The 20,904-nt window shown below is 63.5% G+C and carries 18 protein-coding genes; 6 read left to right on the forward strand and 12 right to left on the reverse strand.

Going from position 1 to position 20,904, the window contains the following annotated elements:
- Positions 1-4: 4 nt before the first annotated feature.
- Both gnd and RAD04_RS22955 read right to left on the reverse strand, forming a co-directional pair.
- On the reverse strand, positions 5-1,003 hold the full coding sequence (gnd, locus tag RAD04_RS22950) for a phosphogluconate dehydrogenase (NAD(+)-dependent, decarboxylating) (RefSeq protein WP_461625587.1): 999 nt from the start codon (positions 1,001-1,003) through the stop codon (positions 5-7).
- A 13-nt stretch (positions 1,004-1,016) separates the two neighbouring features.
- Positions 1,017-3,866: a bifunctional transaldolase/phosoglucose isomerase gene (locus RAD04_RS22955; RefSeq protein ID WP_461625588.1), complete on the reverse strand. Its 2,850-nt coding sequence runs from the start codon at positions 3,864-3,866 to the stop codon at positions 1,017-1,019.
- Between the two features lie 304 nt (positions 3,867-4,170).
- Here RAD04_RS22955 and RAD04_RS22960 point away from each other — a divergent pair, with 304 nt between their 5' ends.
- The 4 genes from RAD04_RS22960 to RAD04_RS22975 all read left to right on the forward strand — a co-directional run bounded on the left by RAD04_RS22960 (position 4,171) and on the right by RAD04_RS22975 (position 9,900).
- Positions 4,171-4,827: an STM3941 family protein gene (locus RAD04_RS22960; protein ID WP_461625589.1), complete on the forward strand. Its 657-nt coding sequence runs from the start codon at positions 4,171-4,173 to the stop codon at positions 4,825-4,827.
- 297 nt (positions 4,828-5,124) lie between these two features.
- On the forward strand, positions 5,125-7,068 hold the full coding sequence (locus tag RAD04_RS22965) for a PrkA family serine protein kinase (protein WP_461617645.1): 1,944 nt from the start codon (positions 5,125-5,127) through the stop codon (positions 7,066-7,068).
- Between the two features lie 19 nt (positions 7,069-7,087).
- Positions 7,088-8,365 carry a YeaH/YhbH family protein gene (locus tag RAD04_RS22970; protein WP_461625758.1) on the forward strand — a complete coding sequence of 426 codons (1,278 nt, stop codon included), beginning with the start codon at positions 7,088-7,090 and terminating at the stop codon, positions 8,363-8,365.
- Positions 8,362-9,900 (forward strand): SpoVR family protein, encoded by a 1,539-nt coding sequence (locus RAD04_RS22975; RefSeq protein ID WP_461625590.1) that lies wholly within the window; start codon positions 8,362-8,364, stop codon positions 9,898-9,900. The genes RAD04_RS22970 and RAD04_RS22975 overlap by 4 nt, the downstream gene beginning before the upstream one ends.
- A gap of 252 nt (positions 9,901-10,152) precedes the next feature.
- Here the strand turns inward: RAD04_RS22975 and RAD04_RS22980 are convergent, their stop codons facing one another.
- The 6 genes from RAD04_RS22980 to RAD04_RS23005 all read right to left on the reverse strand — a co-directional run bounded on the left by RAD04_RS22980 (position 10,153) and on the right by RAD04_RS23005 (position 12,983).
- The gene (locus RAD04_RS22980; RefSeq protein ID WP_461625591.1) at positions 10,153-10,584 is read right to left on the reverse strand and encodes a DUF1801 domain-containing protein; all 432 of its coding nucleotides are present in this window, start codon (positions 10,582-10,584) and stop codon (positions 10,153-10,155) included.
- 14 nt (positions 10,585-10,598) lie between these two features.
- Complete coding sequence (locus RAD04_RS22985; RefSeq protein WP_461625759.1) at positions 10,599-10,793, reverse strand: hypothetical protein; 195 nt, start codon at positions 10,791-10,793, stop codon at positions 10,599-10,601.
- Between the two features lie 59 nt (positions 10,794-10,852).
- Positions 10,853-11,284: an SRPBCC family protein gene (locus RAD04_RS22990; protein ID WP_028145659.1), complete on the reverse strand. Its 432-nt coding sequence runs from the start codon at positions 11,282-11,284 to the stop codon at positions 10,853-10,855.
- Positions 11,281-11,604, reverse strand: coding sequence for an ArsR/SmtB family transcription factor (locus tag RAD04_RS22995; RefSeq protein WP_028145658.1), 324 nt, complete (start codon positions 11,602-11,604; stop codon positions 11,281-11,283). The genes RAD04_RS22990 and RAD04_RS22995 overlap by 4 nt, the downstream gene beginning before the upstream one ends.
- A gap of 265 nt (positions 11,605-11,869) precedes the next feature.
- Complete coding sequence (locus RAD04_RS23000) at positions 11,870-12,319, reverse strand: DsrE family protein (RefSeq protein WP_461625592.1); 450 nt, start codon at positions 12,317-12,319, stop codon at positions 11,870-11,872.
- A 43-nt stretch (positions 12,320-12,362) separates the two neighbouring features.
- Entirely contained in the window at positions 12,363-12,983 is a 621-nt protein-coding gene (locus RAD04_RS23005; protein WP_461625593.1) for a hypothetical protein, read from the reverse strand.
- Between the two features lie 303 nt (positions 12,984-13,286).
- Between RAD04_RS23005 and RAD04_RS23010 the strand changes: the two genes are divergently transcribed.
- Both RAD04_RS23010 and RAD04_RS23015 read left to right on the forward strand, forming a co-directional pair.
- The gene (locus RAD04_RS23010) at positions 13,287-14,852 is read left to right on the forward strand and encodes an SUMF1/EgtB/PvdO family nonheme iron enzyme (protein ID WP_461625760.1); all 1,566 of its coding nucleotides are present in this window, start codon (positions 13,287-13,289) and stop codon (positions 14,850-14,852) included.
- 17 nt (positions 14,853-14,869) lie between these two features.
- Positions 14,870-15,319: a DUF4399 domain-containing protein gene (locus tag RAD04_RS23015; protein ID WP_091966351.1), complete on the forward strand. Its 450-nt coding sequence runs from the start codon at positions 14,870-14,872 to the stop codon at positions 15,317-15,319.
- Here the strand turns inward: RAD04_RS23015 and RAD04_RS23020 are convergent, their stop codons facing one another.
- The 4 genes from RAD04_RS23020 to RAD04_RS23035 form a co-directional block, all read right to left on the reverse strand.
- Positions 15,320-16,375: a 2-oxoacid:ferredoxin oxidoreductase subunit beta gene (locus tag RAD04_RS23020; RefSeq protein ID WP_461625594.1), complete on the reverse strand. Its 1,056-nt coding sequence runs from the start codon at positions 16,373-16,375 to the stop codon at positions 15,320-15,322. It lies immediately after the preceding gene.
- Positions 16,372-18,219, reverse strand: a complete 1,848-nt coding sequence (locus tag RAD04_RS23025; RefSeq protein WP_461625595.1) for a 2-oxoacid:acceptor oxidoreductase subunit alpha — start codon at positions 18,217-18,219, stop codon at positions 16,372-16,374. The genes RAD04_RS23020 and RAD04_RS23025 overlap by 4 nt, the downstream gene beginning before the upstream one ends.
- Entirely contained in the window at positions 18,189-19,988 is a 1,800-nt protein-coding gene (locus RAD04_RS23030) for an FAD-dependent oxidoreductase (RefSeq protein ID WP_461625596.1), read from the reverse strand. Before RAD04_RS23030 ends, RAD04_RS23025 begins: the two co-directional genes overlap by 31 nt.
- A gap of 234 nt (positions 19,989-20,222) precedes the next feature.
- A complete protein-coding gene (locus RAD04_RS23035) occupies positions 20,223-20,900 on the reverse strand; it encodes a hypothetical protein (protein WP_461625597.1) in 678 nt (225 codons plus the stop codon).
- Positions 20,901-20,904 lie beyond the last annotated feature (4 nt).

Consider the following 20,904-nt stretch of genomic DNA (forward strand, 5'->3'; position numbering starts at 1 on the left):
GCTCTTATTTGGGCTTCGCCGCGCCCGGTTGCTTCGGCTCCTTGTGGCCGCCAAAACCGGCGCGCATCGCGGAGAGAATTTTTTCGGCGAAGGTGTGTTCCTGGCGGGAACGGAAACGTGTGTAGAGCGCCGCGGTGAGGACTTCGGCCGGCACGGCCTCGTCGATCGCCGCATTGACGGTCCAGCGTCCTTCGCCGGAATCCTCGACGAAGCCGGAGTATTCCGTGAGCGCCGGACTGTCGGCGAGCGCAGTCGAGGTGAGGTCGAGCAGCCAGGAAGGAATCACACTGCCGCGCCGCCACACTTCGGCGATGTCGGCGAGATCCAAATCGTAGCGGTGATCTGCCGGGAGAGCCTCGATGTTGGCGTTCTTGAGGATGTCGAAACCTTCGGCATAGGCCTGCATCAGGCCGTATTCGATGCCGTTGTGGATCATCTTGACGAAGTGGCCGGCGCCGACCGGGCCGGCATGGATGTAACCCTGCTCGATGCGGGGATCGCGGCCCTCGCGTCCTTCCGTGCGTGGAATGTCGCCGGCGCCGGGCGCCAGCGCGGCGAAGATCGGATCGAGCCGGTCGACCACCTGCTTCTCGCCGCCGATCATCATGCAATAGCCGCGGTCGAGGCCCCAGACGCCGCCCGACGTGCCGACGTCGACATAGTGGATGCCGCGTTCCTTCAGCGCCTTGCCGCGGCGGACATCGTCCTGCCAGAAGGTGTTGCCGCCATCGATGATGACGTCGCCCGCCTGCATCACGCCCGCGATGGTGTCGATCGTGGTCTCGGTGATGTGCCCCGCTGGCAGCATCACCCAGGCCGTGCGCGGCCGCTCGAGCTTGGAGATGAAGTCTTCGAGCGTCGAGGAGCCGACTGCGCCGTCTGCGGCGAGGCCAGCGACGGCCTTGGCGTCCTTGTCGTAGACTACGGTCGAATGTCCGTGGCGCATCAGGCGGCGAACGATGTTGCCGCCCATTCGGCCGAGGCCGATCATGCCGAGTTGCATCTGCGATATTCCCTTAGTTCAGCGCGTCGTTGAGCGCTGCATTGAGTGCCGCAAGGCCCTTCTTGAGCCCGCCCTTGAGGTGCACGCGTAGCGCGCGCCGGCCGCGTTCGGTGAGTACATCGAAATCGCCGCGCGCCTGTGCCGCCTTGATCACGCCAAAGCTGGCCTTCTGGCCCGGCACCGCCAGGTCCTTGGCATCGTCAGCCGTGATCTGGAGGAACACGCCGCTGTCGGGCCCGCCCTTGTAGGCCTGCCCCGTGGAGTGCAGGAAGCGCGGTCCGAATTCGGCACAGGTTGCGACCTGCCGCTTTTCACGCACCTCTAACCGCATGGCCTGGAGCGCGTCGATGGTCACCTTGTCCCGGGCGATATAGCCGAGCAGGGCGACGTAGTCGCCGTGGTTGGAGCGCCCGAGATGCGCCTTCAGCCACGAGGTGAGGTCACCGTTGGCGCCGGCGGCGCGCAGCGCAGTCGCGTTGGCCTCGTCGGTATAGAGATCGGCCTCATCGGTGCGGATCACCGGCTGCTCTTCCGGCAAGGCGCCGGTCTTCTCGAACGACGCCGTGAGCTCGCGGGTCTTGATCTTGGCGGCTTCCACGTCCGGCTGGTCGAACGGGTTGATGCCGAGGATCGAGCCCGCCACGGCGGTCGCCATCTCGAAGCGGAAGAATTCCTGGCCGAGATGGTCGATCGACTTCATCACGATGCGCACCACGGGATGCCCAGCCGCCTCGATCGCGGCAAGCTTGGAGTCATGGGCGGCGTCCGCTTCGCCTTCGATGCGGATGTCGATGAAGAACCGGTCGTTGCCGTAGACGGAAGGATCGCCAAGCGGCTCGCCCTCGATCGGGATTAGGCCCTTGCCCTCCTTGCCGGTCGATTCCGCGATGAGCTGCTCGGCCCAGGCGCCGAAATCGGCGATCTTCTTCGACGACAGGATCGTCACCTTGTCGCGGCCGTCGAGGCCGGCGAGGCCGATGGCAAGGCCAAGCTGCACGCCCGGGTTTTCGCTCGGCGGCACGTCCGGTCCGCAGGAGCGCGCCATGGAGAGCGCATGCTTGACGAAGGTCTTGACGTCGATGCCGGCGGTCGCCGCCGGCACGAGGCCGAACGGCGACAGCACGGAATAGCGTCCGCCGATCGAGGGCTCGCCATGGAAGATGCGGGCGTAGTTCAGCTTCTTGGCGGCCTTCTCCAGCGACGAGCCGGGATCGGTCACCGCGATGAAGCGGAAGCCGGTCTTGGCCTTCGGGCCGAGCGCTTGCGCAACGCGCTCATGGAAATAGTCCTTCATCGCGTTCGGCTCGGTGGTGCCGCCGGATTTGCTGGAGACGATGAACACGGTGTTGGCGATGTCGATCCGGGCCTCCATCGCCCGCACTTGCGCCGGATCGGTGGAATCCAGTACGTGCAGCTTCGGGAAGCCGGGCTTCTTGCCGAACGTCTCGGCCAGCACCTCGGGCCCGAGGCTCGATCCGCCCATGCCGAGCACGACGGCGTCGGAGAACTTCTGGCCCTTCACGCGGCCGGCGTAGTCCTCGTAATCGGCGACGTCGGCCTTGGCGGCGCTGTCGAGCCAGCCGAGCCATTTGTCCTCGTCCGAGCCGGTCCAGACCGACTTGTCACGCTGCCAGAGCCTGCGGATCTTGGCGGAGGCGCGCCATTCCTCGGTGCTCTTGGTTACCGCCTTGCCGAGCCCGTCGCCGAGCGAGAGAGACTGGCGGTCGAGCGCGGGCCCAAGCACCGTGGCGCGCTTGTGCGCGACGGCGCCGTAGAGCTTGTCGGCGGCGTCCGCGAACAGCTTGACGCCGTCCTTGACGAGCTCCTCGGTGATGGCATCGAGCGAGACGCCGGAGCGCTCCAACTCTTCCAGCACGCGGTAGGCGTCCTCGACGTTCTCCTCCAGGCTGTCGCGCGGCTTGCCGTGGTCGCGGAACGCATCCAGCGTTGCCGGCGGCACGGTGTTGATGGTGTCGGGGCCGATCAATTCTTCGACATAGAGGACGTCGCTGTAATCCTTGTTCTTGGTGCCGGTCGAGGCCCACAGCATCCGCTGCGGCTTGGCGCCCTTGGCGGCGAGCTTGTCCCAGCGCGGACCCGAGAACAGGCGCTTGTAGTCCTGGTAGGCGACCTTGGCGTTGGCGATCGCGACCTTGCCCTTGAGCGCGGCGAGCCGCTCCTTCTCGGACGGATCGTTGGCGCGGGCGATCTTGTCGTCGAGCTGCTTGTCGACCACGCTGTCGATACGGCTGACGAAGAAGCTGGCCACGCTCGCGACATGCGAGGGGTCGCCGCCGCCTGCAACGTATTTCTCGAGCCCGGCGATGTAGGCTTCGGCGACCTCCAGGTAGACTGCCTTGGAGAACAGCAGCGTGATGTTGATGCTGATGCCGTCGCCGATCAGCTGCTCGATCGCCGGCAGGCCTTCCGGCGTCGCCGGCACCTTCACCATCAGGTTCTTGCGACCAACATCCTTCCAGAGCCGGCGAGCCTCAGTGACCGTGCCTGATGTGTCCATGGCGAGATAGGGCGAGACCTCCAGGCTGACATAGCCGTCGCCGCCCTTGAGGCGGTCATAGACCGGGCGCAGCACGTCGGCCGCGTTCTGGATGTCCTCGATCGCGACGGCCTCGAACAAATCGGCCACGGTCCGGTCGCCGCGCTTCAGCGCCTTGCCGATCGGGGCGTCATATTCGTCCGAGCTGCCGATCGCCTTCTCGAAGATCGAGGGGTTGGAGGTGACGCCCTTGACGCCGTCGGTCTCGATCAGCCGCTTCAGGTCGCCCTTGGCGATGAAGCCGCGGGCCAGGAAGTCCAGCCAGACGGCTTGTCCGTGCTTTTCCAGTTCTTTGACGGGATTCATGATGCTTATTTATCTCCAAGCCTGCGGGCGAGGGGTTTCCGCGCCGGTCCTGGCGCGCTATCCTCTAGCTTACATGCCCCCGGGAGGGAACCAATCAAGGGTACAGGCGTCATACCCTCCAGTGTAACTCCGTCGCGATCATGGCGATCCGGGCGGCAGTAGCGGTTGTTGCGTAAAAAGTCGTTGGCCGAAGCTTCGGCCGGGTCTGGTTGCGTAACTCCGGCCGCTTCGTCGTCAGCCAGTGGCTGCGTGGAGTGCCATCAGCGGATTCCGGTCCGTCTGGTGCATCGTGGTTCGGCCGCGAATGGCCATGCTGGGGAAGAGCATGCACGCCCATCCTGAAGGTCTGGCATTTGCTGTCGCCGACAGCCAGCAATCTGCCATGACCATCGACGCATCCCGCGATCTCGAAATCAGGCGATGCGCGACGCAGTTGCGGCTGCTGGTCGCGGCGGGCTTTGCGATGACCCTGCTCAGCGCGAGCCTCGCCTTCGACTTGTGGGACGGTTTGGGCGACTACGACACGACGCTCGGCTATGCCGGCGTCGGGCTGTTCGGCCTGGTGACCTGCCGGCTGATCTGGATGCTGCCCGCCGAACGGGGGGCGGTGGTGGTCGTCACCCCCTACGGCATCCGCGATCTCCGCATCGGCAATGAATTTCTGCCGTGGGATTCGATTGCAGAGATTTCGGCTGAGGAAAGCCGCGGCCACAAGATGATCGTGCTGACGCCGACGCCGGCCTTGCAGCAGCAGCTCTGCGGCATCCGCGATCTGGCCCGTTGCGCGCGAAACGATCGCATCGTCATCCTGTCGGACGGCCTGGCGACCGATTTTGACACATTGCTGCGCGCCTGCCGCGACTGTCACGCTGCCAGCACTCCGCGCGCCGCATTGCAGCAGGAAGATGAACGCGGCAACCAAGGCGGCGGCGCTCAAGGCTTCGCCGTACAAGCGTCATAAGATCGCCGCTCGCAGCTCGCTATGCTGCAACGCCGGATGGACTCATCCCCGGTAACGCCCGGATGTTGCGACCAAGTGACATTTTCTGGAAATGAGCCAATATAGACGGAGATTCGCACAAAATACGTGCAGGTGCCTGTTCGTAACTCAACGAGTGCCTACGTTGTGCATTGCGTCGTGTCTGCACCCGGGTGTCCAATGATCGTCATGTGCTCACGCTGATTCGAAATGGCCTGAGGAACGGTCCGGTAACTGCTTTCGTTTCAGCTTGTAGCGGAACTCACGCGGAGAGGGATCATGTACAACGATTCTCTATTCAACGCTTTCGCTAAGTCGTTCGAGGCGAGAAGCCAACACGACATGTCGATGGCGGAATATCTGGAATCGTGTCGAAGCGATCCCATGAAATACGCGAACGCGGCCGAGCGACTGCTAGCGGCGATCGGTGACCCCCAGACGATTGACACGGCCAAGGATACCCGCCTTGGCCGTATTTTTTTGAACCGTACGATCCGTACCTATCCGGCCTTCGCCGGGTTCTACGGCATGGAAGAAACCATCGAGCGCATCGTCGGTTTCTTCCGCCATGCGGCGCAAGGTCTCGAAGAGCGCAAGCAGATCCTCTATCTGCTCGGCCCGGTCGGCGGCGGCAAATCCTCGCTCGCCGAGCGGCTGAAGTCACTGATGGAAGTGCATCCGATCTACGTGCTCAAGGCCGGCGATGAACTCTCGCCCGTGTTCGAGAGCCCGCTCAGCCTGTTCGATCCCGATCAGCTCGGCCCGATGCTGGAAGAGAAATACGGCATTCCGCGCCGTCGTCTCACCGGCCTGATGAGCCCGTGGTGCTACAAGCGGCTGGAAGCCTTCGGCGGCGATATCTCCCAGTTTCGTGTCGCAAAAATCCAGCCGTCGCGGCTGCGCCAGATTGCGATCTCCAAGACCGAGCCCGGTGACGAGAACAACCAGGACATCTCCTCGCTGGTCGGCAAGGTCGATATCCGCAAGCTCGAGACCTACGCGCAGAACGACCCCGACGCCTACAGCTATTCCGGCGGCCTCAACCGCGCCAACCAGGGCGTGCTCGAGTTCGTCGAGATGTTCAAGGCGCCGATCAAGATGCTGCACCCGCTGCTGACCGCGACGCAGGAAGGCAACTATATCGGCACCGAAAACATCGGCGCGATCCCGTTCACCGGCGTCATCCTCGCGCACTCCAACGAGGCCGAGTGGTCGAGCTTCAAGGCCAACAAGAACAACGAGGCCTTCATCGACCGCATCTGCGTCATCAAGGTGCCGTACTGCCTGCGCGTCACCGAGGAGCAGAAGATCTACGAGAAGCTGATCCAGGGCTCCGAGCTCGCGTCGGCGCCTTGCGCGCCTTCGACGCTGGAGACGCTGGCGCGGTTCTCGGTGATGTCGCGCCTGCGCAAGCACGAGAACTCCACCCTGTTCGGCAAGATGCGGGTCTATGACGGCGAGAGCCTGAAGGAATCCGATCCGAAGGCGCGCAGCGTCCAGGAATATCGCGACGCCGCCGGCGTCGACGAGGGCATGGACGGCGTCTCCACCCGCTTTGCCTTCAAGATCCTGGCTGCGACCTTCAACCACGATCCGCAGGAGGTCGCCGCCGACGCCGTGCATCTGATGTACGCGCTGGAGCAGTCGATCCGCCGCGAGCAGCTGCCGGAGGAGGTCGAGAAGCGTTATCTCGAATTCATCAAGGCGGATCTGGCGCCGCGCTACGCCGAGTTCATCGGCAACGAGATCCAGAAGGCCTACCTGGAATCCTACTCGGATTACGGCCAGAATCTGTTCGACCGCTACGTCGACTATGCCGACGCCTGGATCGAGGACCAGGACTTCAAGGATCCCGACACCGGCCAGCTGCTCGATCGCGAGCTTTTGAACCAGGAGCTGACCAAAATCGAGAAGCCGGCGGGCATCGCCAACCCCAAGGACTTCCGCAACGAGGTCGTCAAATTCTCGTTACGGTCGCGAGCCCAGAACGGTGGCAAAAATCCGACCTGGACCTCCTACGAGAAGATTCGCGACGTGATCGAAAAGAGGATATTCTCGCAAGTCGAGGACCTGCTTCCGGTCATCTCTTTCGGATCGAAGAAGGACGGCGAGACGGAGAAGAAGCACGGCGAGTTCGTCGCACGCATGGTGGAGCGTGGCTACACCGAGCGTCAGGTTCGCCGGCTCGTCGAATGGTACATGCGTGTGAAGCAGGCCGGTTGAGGCGGATGGTAAAGTGCCCATTCACATTATTGACAGGCGCCTGAATCCAGGCGGCAAGAGTCTTGAGAACCGCCAGCGGTTCTTGCGTCGGGCCAAATCCCTGGTGCAGGGCGCCGTCAAGAAGACCTCGCAGGAACGCGACATCAAGGACGTCCTGGAGGGTGGTGAGGTCACGATCCCGCTCGACGGCATGCACGAGCCGCGCTTCCGCCGCGAAGGCGGAACGCGCGACATGGTGCTGCCCGGGAACAAGAAGTTCATCGAGGGCGACTATCTGCAGCGCTCCGGCCAGGGCAGCGCCAAGAATTCCGGCCCGGGCGAGGGCGACAGCGAGGACGCCTTCCGCTTCGTGCTCTCTCGCGACGAGTTCGTCGATCTTTTCCTCGACGATCTCGAGCTGCCGGATCTGGCCAAGCGCAAGATCGCGCAGACCGAGAGCGAGGGCATTCAGCGTGCCGGCTACACCACGTCGGGCTCGCCCGCCAACATCTCGGTGAGCCGGACGGTGAAGCTGGCGCTCGCCCGCCGCATCGCGCTCAAGCGCCCCCGCAAGGACGAGATCGAGGAGCTGGAAGCTGCGATCGCTGCCTGCACCGACGAGGACGAGCGCGAGGTGCTTCTCGCCCAACTCGAAAAGCTCAAGGCGAAGACCAAGCGGATTCCCTTCATCGATCCGCTCGACATCCGCTATCGCCGCTTCGAGACGGTGCCGAAGCCGGTGGCGCAGGCGGTGATGTTCTGCCTGATGGACGTGTCGGGCTCGATGTCCGAGCACATGAAGGATCTCGCCAAGCGCTTCTACATGCTACTCTACGTGTTCCTGAAGCGCCGCTACAAGCACGTCGAGATCGTCTTCATCCGCCACACCGACCGCGCCGAGGAGGTGGACGAGCAAACCTTCTTCTACGGCCCGGCCTCGGGCGGCACGCTGGTGTCGAGCGCGCTGCAGGCGATGCACGAGATCGTGCGCGAGCGCTTCAACCCGTCGGACTGGAACATCTACGCCGCACAGGCCTCCGACGGCGACAATTCCTATTCCGACGGCGAGCTCACAGGGCTCCTGCTGACCGACAAGATCCTGCCGGTCTGCCAGTTCTTCGCCTATCTCGAGGTCGGGGAATCCGGCGGCAGCGCCTTCGATCTCTCCGACTCCTCGCTCTGGACCCTTTACGACCGCCTGCGCAACAGCGGCGCACCGCTCTCGATGCGCAAGGTCAGCGAGCGCAGCGAGATCTTCCCGGTGTTCCACGATCTATTCCAGCGCCGCGAAACTGCCCAGGAGAAAGCCGCTCCATGACGGAACGATTGTTCGAAGGCGCGGATTGGGATTTCCACACCTTGCAGCGCATCACCGATGCCTGCGAGGTGGTGGCGACGAAAGATCTCGGGCTCGACGTCTATCCGAACCAGATCGAGGTCATCACCGCCGAGCAGATGCTGGATGCCTACTCCTCCGTCGGCATGCCGCTGTTCTACAAGCACTGGTCGTTCGGCAAGCAATTCGCTTACCACGAGGCGTCCTATCGCAAGGGCCTGATGGGGCTGGCCTATGAGATCGTGATCAATTCCTCGCCATGCATCTCCTATTTGATGGAGGAGAACACGGCGACGATGCAGACCCTGGTGATCGCGCACGCCGCTTTCGGCCACAACCACTTCTTCAAGAACAACTACCTGTTCAAGCAGTGGACCGACGCCGACGGCATCCTGGATTATCTCGACTTCGCCAAGACGTATGTCATGCAATGCGAGGAGCGCTACGGCCGCGTCGAGGTCGAGCGCACGCTCGATGCCGCGCATGCGCTGATGTCGCACGGCATCGACCGCTATCCCGGGAAGAAGAAGCTGGATCTGCGCGCCGAAGAGAAGCGGGCAGGGCGGCGTCGCCAGCACGAGGAGGAGGTCTTCAACGACCTCTGGCGCACAATCCCTAAGGGCGCGGCCAAGAGCCGGTCCGCGCTCAGCATCGAGCGCCGCCGCAAGCTGCTCGGCCTGCCGCAGGAAAACCTGCTCTATTTCCTGGAGAAGAGTGCGCCGCGACTGGCGCCGTGGCAACGCGAACTGCTGCGCATCGTCCGCCACATCGCGCAATATTTCTATCCGCAGAGCCAGACCAAGGTGATGAACGAGGGGACGGCGACCTACGTCCACTATCGCATCATGACCAAGCTGCACGAGCAGGGCCGCATCACCGACGGCAATTTCCTGGAATTCCTGGGATCGCACACCAACGTAGTATTCCAGCCCGAATTCGACGATCCGCGCTTCTCCGGATTCAACCCCTATGCGCTCGGCTTTGCCGTGATGCAGGACATTGAGCGCATCGTCACCAAGCCGGAAGACGAGGACCGCGAATGGTTCCCCGACATCGCCGGCAAGGGCGACGTGATGGGCGTGCTGCGCGACGTCTGGGCCAACTACCGCGATGAAAGCTTCATCGCCCAGTTCCTGAGTCCGAAGCTGATGCGGCACTTCCGCATGTTCCATCTGCACGACGATCCCGAGGAGCGTGCCGGCATCCGGGTCGACGCCATCCACGACGAGCGCGGCTTCCGCCGCGTCCGCCGCGAGCTGGCGCGGCAGCACGATGTCGGCTTCATCGACGCCAATATCGAGGTGGTCGACGTCGATCTCTCCGGCGACCGCCGGCTGATCCTGCACCACCACGTCATCAAGGGCTCGCAGCTCAACGAGACCGATGCCAAGCGGGTGCTGCAGCACCTGGCCGATCTCTGGACCTACGACGTCGCGCTGATCGAGGTCGATGCCAACGACAAGGTCATGCGCGAATACGTCGTGAGCCCGCGCCCGATCCCGGCGGCAGTGGCGTGAGGTAGCTGGCTGTGCCGGACGTCTGATGGGTTAGCCTCAACCAGCGCACCGGCGGAGGTGCGTTCCCTCCCTCCTTGTGGGGGAGGGTTAGGGAGAGGGGTAGCCCAGCAAAAGGTGCTGGTTGTTGATGATGCACCGAGTGCGATCGCGCGACGGAAAGAATCCCCGTGTCGCACCGCCCTCCCTGCCCCTCCCCCACAAGGGGGGAGGGAACGGAGAGAGCCTCCGAACTCGCTTTGAACTCGCTACGCCTTAGCGCTTCGCCGGCTTCTTCTTGCTCGTATTCAGCTCCACCGCGGCGCGGATCAGCGCCTTCAACGCCTTTTCGTTGATCTTCTCGCCCTCGCGAATGTCGATCGCGCGCCGGACATTGCCGTCGAGGCTGGAATTGAACAGGCCGACCGGGTCGTCCAGCGCGGCGCCCTTGGCAAAGGTCATCTTCACCACTTCCTTGTAGGTCTCGCCGGTGCAGATGATGCCGTCGTGCTCCCAGACGGGAACGCCGCGCCATTTCCATTCCTCGACGACTTCAGGATCGGCCTGCTTGATCAGGCCGCGGACCCGCGCCAGCATTTCGCCGCGCCAGTCGCCGAGTTCCTTGATCCTGCCGTCGATCAGCTTGGAGGGCGACGGCCCAGTCGCGTCTTTCGTGCTGCTTTTCTTCGCCGCTGCTGCCTTCTTCATCGTCTCGCCTCGCATCACGCGTTGCCGCGGCGGCCGAGATAGGGCTGCGCGAACAGATAGAGCCCGGTCGCCAGCAGCGGGATCAGCGGGACCAGCGCCAGGAAGCCGATCCAGACCGCCTGGAGCTGCATGGTCATGGCGACGATGTTGGCGATGACGGCGAGCGTGAAAGCCATCGACAGCCAGCGATGGATATGACGAATCCACATGTCCGTACTCACTGAGGTCTCCTTCTCAAAATGATTGGAATGGATACGGCCGGCCGGGGCTATTCACCCCGCGCCAGCACCTCGTCCAGCTTGGCAAGGAACTGCTTCCAGCCGGCATGGGCGCCGCCGTAAGCCTGCTTCTGCGTCGGGCTGAAGCCCGCCTGCTCGACGCGTAAGTGAGTGCCCGCGCCGGTCGGCGTCAGCGTGAAGGTCACGACGCTCTTGAGGTCGAACGCGGCGTCCTCATGCGAGAAATTCCAGGTGTAGGCGAGCGTCTTCTGCGGCTCGATGGTGAGCACCTCGCAGTCCAGCACGCCGCCCCATTCGCCGCGAAGATTGAAGCGATGACCGACTGAGGGCTTGAAGTCGTTCTTCATCAGCCATTCCTCGATCAGATGCGGCTGCGTCAGCGCGCGCCAGAGCCGTTCGGCCGGAAAGGCGAATTCGCGCTCGATCACGACGGAGCGCGTTTCGCTCGAAGCTTCAGTCATTGGTCCATCCTCTTCAGGAGATCGTCGAGCGCGTCGAGCCGCCTCTGCCAAAACCCGGTCATCTGGCTGGTCCAGTCGAGCAGCGGATCGAGTGCGCCGGGCTGCGCGCTGTAGTGGGTCTGCCGCCCCTCATGGCGGTCACGCACCAGGCCGGCAAGCTTCAACGCGCCGAGATGTTTCGAGACCGCCGGCTGGGAAACGCCGGATCTCACGGTCAGGGCCCCGACGGTCTGCTCTCCCTCGCGGCAGAGCCGCTCGAAGATCGCCCGCCTTGTGGGGTCGGCGAGCGTCCTGAACAGGAGATCGGGGGCGAGGGACATGAAGATCCATAACCAGAAAGTTATGGGTTAACTCATAACCGTGGAGTTATGGATAAGTCAAGCGGGATGAAGATGAGTTGGGAAGGGGCACGGCGAGCTTCGCCTTACCTCTCCCGCTTGCGGGAGAGGTCGGCGCGTCCGGGCGATGCGAAGCATCGTCCCGCGCGCCGGGTGAGGGCTTTTCCTCTAGGGGATTGTCCCTCTGCGGAGACACCCTCCCGCAGGCGGGGGATGGAGTGCACTTGTCGTGTGGTAAGCAGCAGCCCTACGGCCGCAGATACAGATACCCCTGCGACTGCAGCTCCGCCAGACGAACCACGCCGCCCTTTTCCGCGCTGACGAAGCCCGGCAACAGCTCGGTGAGCGTCACGTTCTGCGCCTTCATCGTGTTGCCGCAGGCGGCGAGCTCGACGCCGTCCTTGGAGAATTCGCCGACGCGTTTGCTGATGTCGGGGTTGGCCTGGGCCGAGTGGAATGCCTTCAGCGCCGGCCCGTGGATCACCAGCGCGATCGTGACGTGATCGGGACCGCCGACGCCGTCGATGTGGTTCTGGATGTTGCCGAGCACGAAATTGACCTTCTCGGCGTCGCTGAGATGGTAGACCACTTTCAGTCTGTTGCCCGTGCCCGCTTCCGTCGCGGCGTTCGCGCTGGAGGCACCGAATGCCGCGCCCAGGGCCGAGATTGCGCTCCACAAGATGTTCCGGCGGTTCATGGCGATCTCCCTCGACTGGACTGAATTCGCCGGAGACATATCATCATTTGTGGCGGAGCGCGGCGAGTTCCTTGCGGTCGGTCACCAGCGAAGCGCACTCGCTATTGTCGGTGCGGTCGAGGCGGAAAATCCTGTCGTCGGCACCGCCGACCAGCGACTGCTCGGCCTCGTCATCCGGCTTGTTGTTCTGCCAGACCCGGACTCGTTCGAGCCGCACGATCGCCGATCTGTCGTCTTTTGACAGTGCAACGCCGATGCCACCGCCCTCGCAATCGACACCGCAACCGAGGCGAACCTCGTTGCCGTCCTTGGTGAATACGGCGTGGTTACAAGAACCGCTGGAGTCGAAATCGCCGGAGCGATGGCGGTACCTGAAGCCGAGGCGGAAGGAATTGTGGAGCTCCTTGTCTTCCCTGTCCAGTTCGGCCGAGATCAGCAGCTTCATCGAAGCGACCTTCTGCTTCGGATGCCGCGCCAGATGCTCCGCATCGTAGCGGCGGACGAAGCAGGCATAGGCCTTGTTGCCGGGGGTGCCCGCATACATCCGCGTGTTGAAGGTCTCGGCCTCGGCCTTGCTGGCCTCGCGGATGTCGTCTGCCTCCTCCGCGTGGGCCGCGCTGATGAGTGCGGCAACGGCGAGGGCAGTCAGGAGAGAAAGCTTCATGATGGCCTCGAGCGCAGGAGTTGAGCTGTAGGCTTTAGACGCGGCCCAGGTGCGACGCGTTCAACCCTCGCAAGTCGCACATGATCATCGCAGCGCGGAGCGGGATGGATAGTTCCAGGCACGGCGTTAGTCACCGGGAGGGCGAGGAAGGTTCAACCGATGCGACGCCTTCGCCTGCCGGAACTCGATCCCTGCGAGTCCTTCGACATTGCTCCATTTCATCAATGTGATAGCCTTCACAGACGATCGCCTTTGGCGGTCGTAAGCTGGGGCTGCCTTTGTAGGTTTGTGGAGTCCCCCGCAATGGGCGAAATTCGCAACTTCAGACCCGGAAGTCAGGACGGGCCGCCTCCACACGGCCCCATGCCTCGTCGCCTCGCGGCGATCATTGTCGGCGACATCGCTTCCTACAGTCGCATCATGCAGGCCGACGAGGAGGGCACGCATGTCCGCGTCAAGCGGATCGAGCGGGATATCATCCAGCCCAGCATCGTTGAGCACCATGGCACTCTGGTGAAGACGACGGGCGACGGCTTCATCGCCATCTTCGATAGCCCGGTCGAGGCTGTTCGCTGCAGCATCGTCATCCAGCAGAATCTCATCGGCCGCAACGCCCCGCTGCCCAAGCATTCACGGCTCGAATACCGGATTGGCGTCAATCTCGGCGACGTCATCGTGGAGCCGGACGATGTCTACGGCGACGGAGTCAACATCGCCACACGTATCGAGGGTATCGCCGAGCCCGGTCACGTCTATATCTCAGGCGCGATCTACGAGCAGATCAAGCACAAGGTGGTGTGCGGCTATGAGTCGCTCGGGGACCGCAAGGTCAAGAACATCACGGATCCGGTGCGCGTCTATCGCGTGCTGCCGGACGCAGACGCAGTCGGCAGGACGCGCGGCCGGCGCGAGAGCATCCTGCTCTTTCTTCTGATCATGGCATTGCTGGTGATTGCCGGCTACGTGCTTTGGTACGTGCTGGTGCAGCACCGCAGCCAGGTCGGGCAACAGGCTGCCGCTCCTCCGATCGCGGCGCCGTCAGCTTCGCCGATGCCGCAATCCGTTCCGTCGTTACCGAGCCCGGCGGTACCGGCGCCTCAAGCTGCACCCGCGGCTTCTCCGTTGCCCACAACGACGCCATCGCCCGCAGCATCGCCTTCACCATCTCCGGCATCCGCTCCATCGGTGACGGCGGTCCGAGAACCCGAGATGATCCCCATTCGCGGCGGCAGCTTTGCGATGGGAAGCAATGACGATCCGACCGAACGTCCTGTTCACCAGGTCACGGTCAAACCGTTCTCGATCGGCAAATATCCGGTGACCGTGCGGGAATGGAACGAATGCGCGGCCGCAAAGGCGTGCAGCTTCACCGCGACCGGCAAAGACGATGCGCCGATCAGCAATGTGAGCTGGACCGACGCGCAGCAATATGCGGGGTATCTGGCGCAGGCGACCATGAAGCCCTACCGGCTTCCGAGCGAAGCCGAATGGGAATACGCCGCGCGCGGCGGCACGCAGAGCAAATATTGGTGGGGCGACAAGCTCCAGCCAGGCATGGCCGGATGCAAGGATTGCGGTGACCTCGCGGCCGAGCAGCCGGCGAAGGTCGGCAGCTTCAAACCGAATCCGTTCGGCCTCCACGACATGGGTGGCGGTATCGACCAATGGGTCGAGGACTGCTGGCACAGGACCTATCAGGGCGCACCCACTGACGGCTCGGCATGGAGTGGCGGGGACTGCAGCTCGCACGTCCTGCGCTCGGGCTCGTGGAAGAACGATGCGAGATATGTGAGGCCATCCAATCGCGATGGTTATGACACCAATGTTCGTTACCCCACGCATGGATTCCGCGTCGCGCTCAGTCCGTAAGTGCTGGAGTGGATTTGATGAAGATCATTCATTGTGTCGCACTGGCGACGGCGATCGCAGTGCACCCGGGCGCAGCCTACTCGCAGGGAAAGACGGCGCCAAAGGACGCAAAACTCTATTTTATCACGCCGCACGATGGGCAGAAGGTTCGCGGTGGATTCTGGGTCCGGTTCGGCCTGCGCAACATGGGCGTAACGCATGCCGGCGACGATTACCAGAATGCCGGTCATCATCATCTGCTGGTCGACGTCAACGATCCCATCGATCCCAAGGAGCCGATTCCGCAGGACAAGTCGCACCTGCATTTCGGCGCAGGGCAGACCGAGACCATGCTGGACCTTGCGCCGGGGACTCACACCCTGCAGCTGGTGCTCGGCGACGCCAAGCACTATCCGTTCGAACCGCCGGTCGTGTCGGAGAAGATCACGATACGCGTCAGGTCGCCGGCTTCGGCGCGGAGCAAATGATCACCGCAGACTGGCGTTGATCTTGTCCAGTATCGCCGAGCCCGGGCACAGCGTGTCCGCTTCCAGCGTGTTGAGCGGCGTCTCGACCGTGTTGAGATGCTCGTGCAGATCTTCGGCGTCGGGGTCGACGTAGAGAAGCCCGGTGACGATCTGCCCCTTGGCGGCGTGCCGCGCGAGGAAGGTCTGGGCGCCCAGCCGGTCATGCGGATCGTAGTCGGCGTCGATCTTGCGCAGCGCGATCTTGCTGCCGTCATGCTGCTCGACCATTTGCACCGTGCCCGGCGCGTAGTCCACCGCGATCGGATCGCGGCCGACCAGCACGTCGAGGCGGTTCACGGCGTCGTTGTGCTCGCGGACATAATCGAAGCTCTTGGTCGAGCCGGCGTGGTTGTTGAAGGCGATGCAGGGGCTGATGACGTCGATGAAGGACGCGCCCTTGTGGCGGATCGCGGCCGCGATCAGCGGCACCAGCTGGGTCTTGTCGCCGGAGAAGCTGCGCGCGACGAAGGTGGCGCCGAGCTGCAACGCGATCGCAACGAGGTCGATGGCGTTGTCGGTGTTGGTGACGCCCTTCTTGGACTTCGAGCCGCGGTCGGCGGTGGCCGAGAACTGGCCCTTGGTCAGGCCGTAGACGCCGTTGTTCTCGACGATGTAGGTCATGTTGACGCCGCGCCGGATCGAGTGCGCGAACTGGCCGAACCCGATCGAGGCGGAATCGCCGTCGCCGGACACGCCGAGATAGATCAGATCGCGGTTGGCGAGGTTGGCGCCGGTCAAGACCGATGGCATGCGGCCGTGCACGGAGTTGAAGCCGTGCGAATTGCCGAGGAAATAGTCCGGCGTCTTCGAGGAGCAGCCGATACCGGAGATCTTCGCCACCCGGTGCGGCTCGATCGAGAGCTCGTAGCAGGCCTCGATGATCGAAGCCGTGATCGAATCGTGACCGCAGCCGGCGCACAGCGTCGAGATCTTGCCCTCGTAGTCGCGATGGGTGTAGCCGAGCTCGTTCTTCTTGAGGCCGGGATGATGGAATTTCGGCTTTGCGATGTAGGTCATGACACGGCCTTGCGGAGCGGGGTCACCTTGAGGTGATCCTGGTGGTCGCCAATGGCTTTTGCGATGAAGCGGGCGGTGATCGGCGAGCCGTCATAGTGCACGATCGGCACGAGACGCACCGGGTCGATGCCGTTCTCATTGACGATCAGCTGGCGGAGCTGGCTGTCGCGGTTCTGCTCGACCACGTAGACGAAATCGTGCTCGGCGAGGAAGCTCGCGACGCTCGAGTGGAACGGGAAGGCGCGAATGCGCAGGCGGTCGAGCTGATGCCCGCGCGCTTCCAACAGGCCGATCGCCTCGTCCATCGCCGGCGAGGTCGAGCCGAAATAGATCACACCGTATTTGGTCGGTCGTTCCGCATTGGCCTGCAGCGGCCGCGGCACCAGGTCCTGCGCGGTCTCGAATTTGCGCATCAGGCGCTGCATGTTGTCGGCGTAGACCGAGCCTTCCTCTGAATAGCGCGCATAGCGATCGCGCGAGGTGCCGCGGGTGAAGTAGGAGCCCTTGGTCGGGTGCGTGCCGGGGTAGGTGCGGTAGGGAATGCCGTCGCCGTCGACGTCGAGATAGCGGCCGAAGTCGCGGCCCTCGTCCAGCATCTCTGATGTCATCACCTTGCCGCGGTCATACTGCTTGGCATCGTCCCACTTCAGCGGACGGCAGAGCCGGTGATTCATGCCGATGTCGAGATCGAGCATCAGGAAGATCGTGGTCTGGATCCGCTCGGCGAGATCGAACGCTGCGGCCGCGAATTCGAAGGCCTCGGCGGGATCCTCGGGGAACAGCAGCACATGCTTGGTGTCGCCGTGCGAAGCATAGGCGCAGGCGATGATGTCGCATTGCTGGGTGCGGGTCGGCATGCCCGTCGAGGGGCCGGCGCGCTGGATGTTCATGATGACGGCCGGAATCTCGGCGAAGTATGAGAGGCCGATGAATTCGGTCATCAGGGAGATGCCGGGGCCCGACGTCGCGGTGAAGGCGCGGGCGCCGTTCCAGGACGCGCCGATGACGATGCCGATCGAGGCCAGCTCGTCCTCACCCTGGACGATGGCGTATTTCGCCTTGCCGGTCTCAGGATCGTGCCGGTACTTCTTGCAATGGGCGGTGAAGGCCTCCGCCACCGACGAGGACGGCGTGATCGGATACCACGCGCATACCGTGGCGCCGCCATAGACGGCGCCGAGCGCGGCGGCGCTGTTGCCCTCGATGAAGATGCGGTCGCCGACCTTGTCGGACTTCTTCACCCGCAGCCCGAGCGGGCATTTGAGATTTTGCAGCGCCCAGTCGCGACCGAGATGCAGCGCGTGGACGTTGGAGGAGAGCAGCTTTTCCTTGCCCTTGTACTGCTCGCCGATCAGCTGCTCGATCAGCTTCGGATCCATGTCGAGCAGCGCCGAGAGCGCGCCGAGATAGATGATGTTCTTGAACAGCTGGCGCTGGCGCGGATCGGTGTAGGTCGAGTTGGTGATCGCGGTGAGCGGCACGCCGATCACGGTGATGTCGTCGCGGAATTTGGTCGACGGCATCGGCTTGGTGGAATCGTAGAACAGATAGCCGCCGGGCTCGATGCCGGCGACGTCCTTGTCCCAGGTCTGCGGGTTCATCGCCACCATCATGTCGACGCCGCCGCGGGCGCCGAGATGGCCGTCCTCGGTCACCCGCACCTCGTACCAGGTCGGCAGGCCCTGGATGTTGGAGGGGAAGATGTTACGTGGGGACACCGGAACGCCGTGGCGCAGGATCGCGCGCGCGAACATCTCGTTGGCGCTGGCCGAGCCCGAGCCGTTGACGTTGGCGAAGCGGACGACGAAGTCGTTTACGCTGCTGATCGGCTTTTTGTCGGGCATGTCGAACCTGCGTGGGTCATCTCGATGAAGTATTTCTGCATGTCCCAGGCGCCGGTGGGACACCGCTCGGCGCACAGCCCGCAATGCAGGCAGACGTCCTCGTCCTTCACCATCACGCGCCCGGTCTTGAGATCCGAGGAGACGTAGAGGTCCTGGTCCGGATGCGGCGACGGCGCCTTCAGGCGCTGGCGCAGATCGCCTTCCTCACCGTTGCCGGTGAAGGTGATGCAATCCATTGGGCAAATGTCGGCGCAGGCATCGCATTCGATGCAGAGCGAGGTCGAGAACACGGTCTGGACGTCGCAGTTCAGGCAGCGCTCGGCTTCGCCCAGCGCCAGCTTGACGTCGTAGCCGAGCTCGACCTCGGCACGGATGTCCTTCAGCGCAATCACCTTGTCGCGATGCGGCACCTTGTAGCGCTTGTCGTTCGAGATGTCGTTATCATAGCTCCATTCGTGGATGCCCATCTTCTGCGATGAGACATGCACATCGGGCAGCGGGCGCTCGGTGATGTCCTCGCCCGACAGCATCTTGTGGATCGACAATGCGGCGTCATGGCCGTGCGCGACCGCCCAGATGATGTTCTTCGGCCCGAACGCGGCGTCGCCACCGAAAAACACTTTCGGATTGGTCGAGACGAAGGTCTTGGGATCGACCTTCGGCATGTGCCATTTGTCGAACTCGATGCCGCAATCCTGCTCGATCCAGGGGAAGGCGTTTTCCTGGCCGACCGCGACCAGCACGTCGTCGCAGGGAATGGTCTGATCGGGATCGCCCGACGGCACGAGGTTACGGCGGCCCTTGGCGTCATATTCGGCTTTGACGTGCTGGAAGGTGACGCCGATGAGCTTGCCGGCAACGTGCTTGAATTCAACCGGCACCATGTAGTTGAGGATCGGGATGTCCTCGTGGAGCGCGTCCTCCTTCTCCCACGGCGAGGCCTTCATCTCCTCGAAGCCGGAGCGCACGATCACCGTGACTTTCTCGCCGCCGAGGCGCCGCGCGGTGCGGCAGCAATCCATCGCGGTGTTGCCGCCGCCGAGCACGATCACGCGCTTGCCGATCTTGTCGATATGGCCGAACGAGACCGAGGCCAGCCACTCGATGCCGATATGGATATTACCAGCTGCTTCCTTGCGGCCGGGAATGTCGAGCTCGCGGCCGCGCGGCGCGCCGGAGCCGACGAAGATCGCGTCGTATTTCTCCGCGAGCAGCGACTTCATGCTCTCGATGCGGTGGCCGCCTTTGAATTCGACGCCGAGACCCAGGATGTAGCCGGTCTCCTCGTCGATCACCGAGTTGGGCAGGCGGAATTTCGGGATCTGTGTGCGCATCATGCCGCCGGCTTCAGGATCGCCATCGAACACGGTGCAGTGATAGCCGAGCGGCGCCAGATCGCGCGCCACCGTCAGCGAGGCCGGGCCACCGCCGATGAAGGCAACGCGTTTGCCGTTCTTCGGCGAGGGGCGGGGCAGGCGCTGCTTGATGTCGTCCTTGAAATCGGCGGCGACGCGCTTGAGCCGGCAGATCGCGACCGGCGTCTCCTCGACACGTCCGCGGCGGCACGCCGGCTCGCATGGACGATCGCAGGTGCGTCCCAGAATTCCGGGAAACACGTTCGACTTCCAATTGATCATGTAGGCGTCGCTATAGCGGCCTTGTGCGATCAGTCGGATGTATTCGGGAACCGGGGTGTGCGCAGGACAGGCCCATTGGCAATCGACCACTTTGTGAAAGTAGTCGGGGGCCGCGATATCGGTCGGTTTCATTCCTACCCTGTCCGCGCAGGCTCAAAGACCCGGCGGCCTCTTCTGAGCTTGGCGAACGCTTAACGCGCTGCGATCTGGTTTCTGAATGACGTCATTGGGTTAGCTTATTAGAACCTTTCCGAAGTACAACGGCAAAGTTCGGCGCGTCCCCGCTTTCATGGGAGCTACGCGCGCACAGCATTAACGGCCGCGCGCGAGGCGCGTGCGGTGCAATATGCTGCGATGCAGATATGTTCAGCCGCGCGCGATATCGCTCTTCGCGAGGTCCCACATCAGGCTGTAAGTCCCGACCGAGACGGGCAGCGGGAAGGGCGATGCGGCAGGGCCGGTGAAGCGCTCGGCGATGACGGCCGAGACCGCGCCGACATGTGTGCCGTCGATCAGCACGAACCAGTCACGCGCGCCTTCGTTGCGCACCGCCGGAATGTCCGCGGTAGCGCCCGAGAGCTCCGGCTCGCTCTCGAGCAGATGCATCGAGATGATGCCGTCGCGCCGCGCCGGCGCCAGCTTTTCTTGCAGCGCATCACGCCATGCGCCGGCATTGTCGGGCGTCGGCCGCAGGCGTACCACGCCGAGCGCAGCGCCGCGGCCGGTGCCGTTGCTGATGGTGATGCGCGCGACGACACGGAGCATGTCCTTGAAATGCGCCATGCTCCGCCGCGACCATTCGGTCTGGTTGGCCAGTCGCGCCCGATAGGCGGGACTGTCGAGCACGTCGAGCGTCGCAGTCGAATACAGCGAGAGGTATTTGGGATTGGCGGCATGCGCGACATAGCGCCGCGCTTCCAGAAAGCCCTCGATCGCGACGCGCTCTTCCAGATGTTCGCGATCGTACCAGCGGTTGAAATCGGCCTCATGGGCTGCGTCGATGTTCATCGACGTCAGCAGCATGCCCTTTCCGGCGAGCGGCATTCTT

Source organism: Bradyrhizobium sp. 25ACV, from assembly GCF_054863005.1.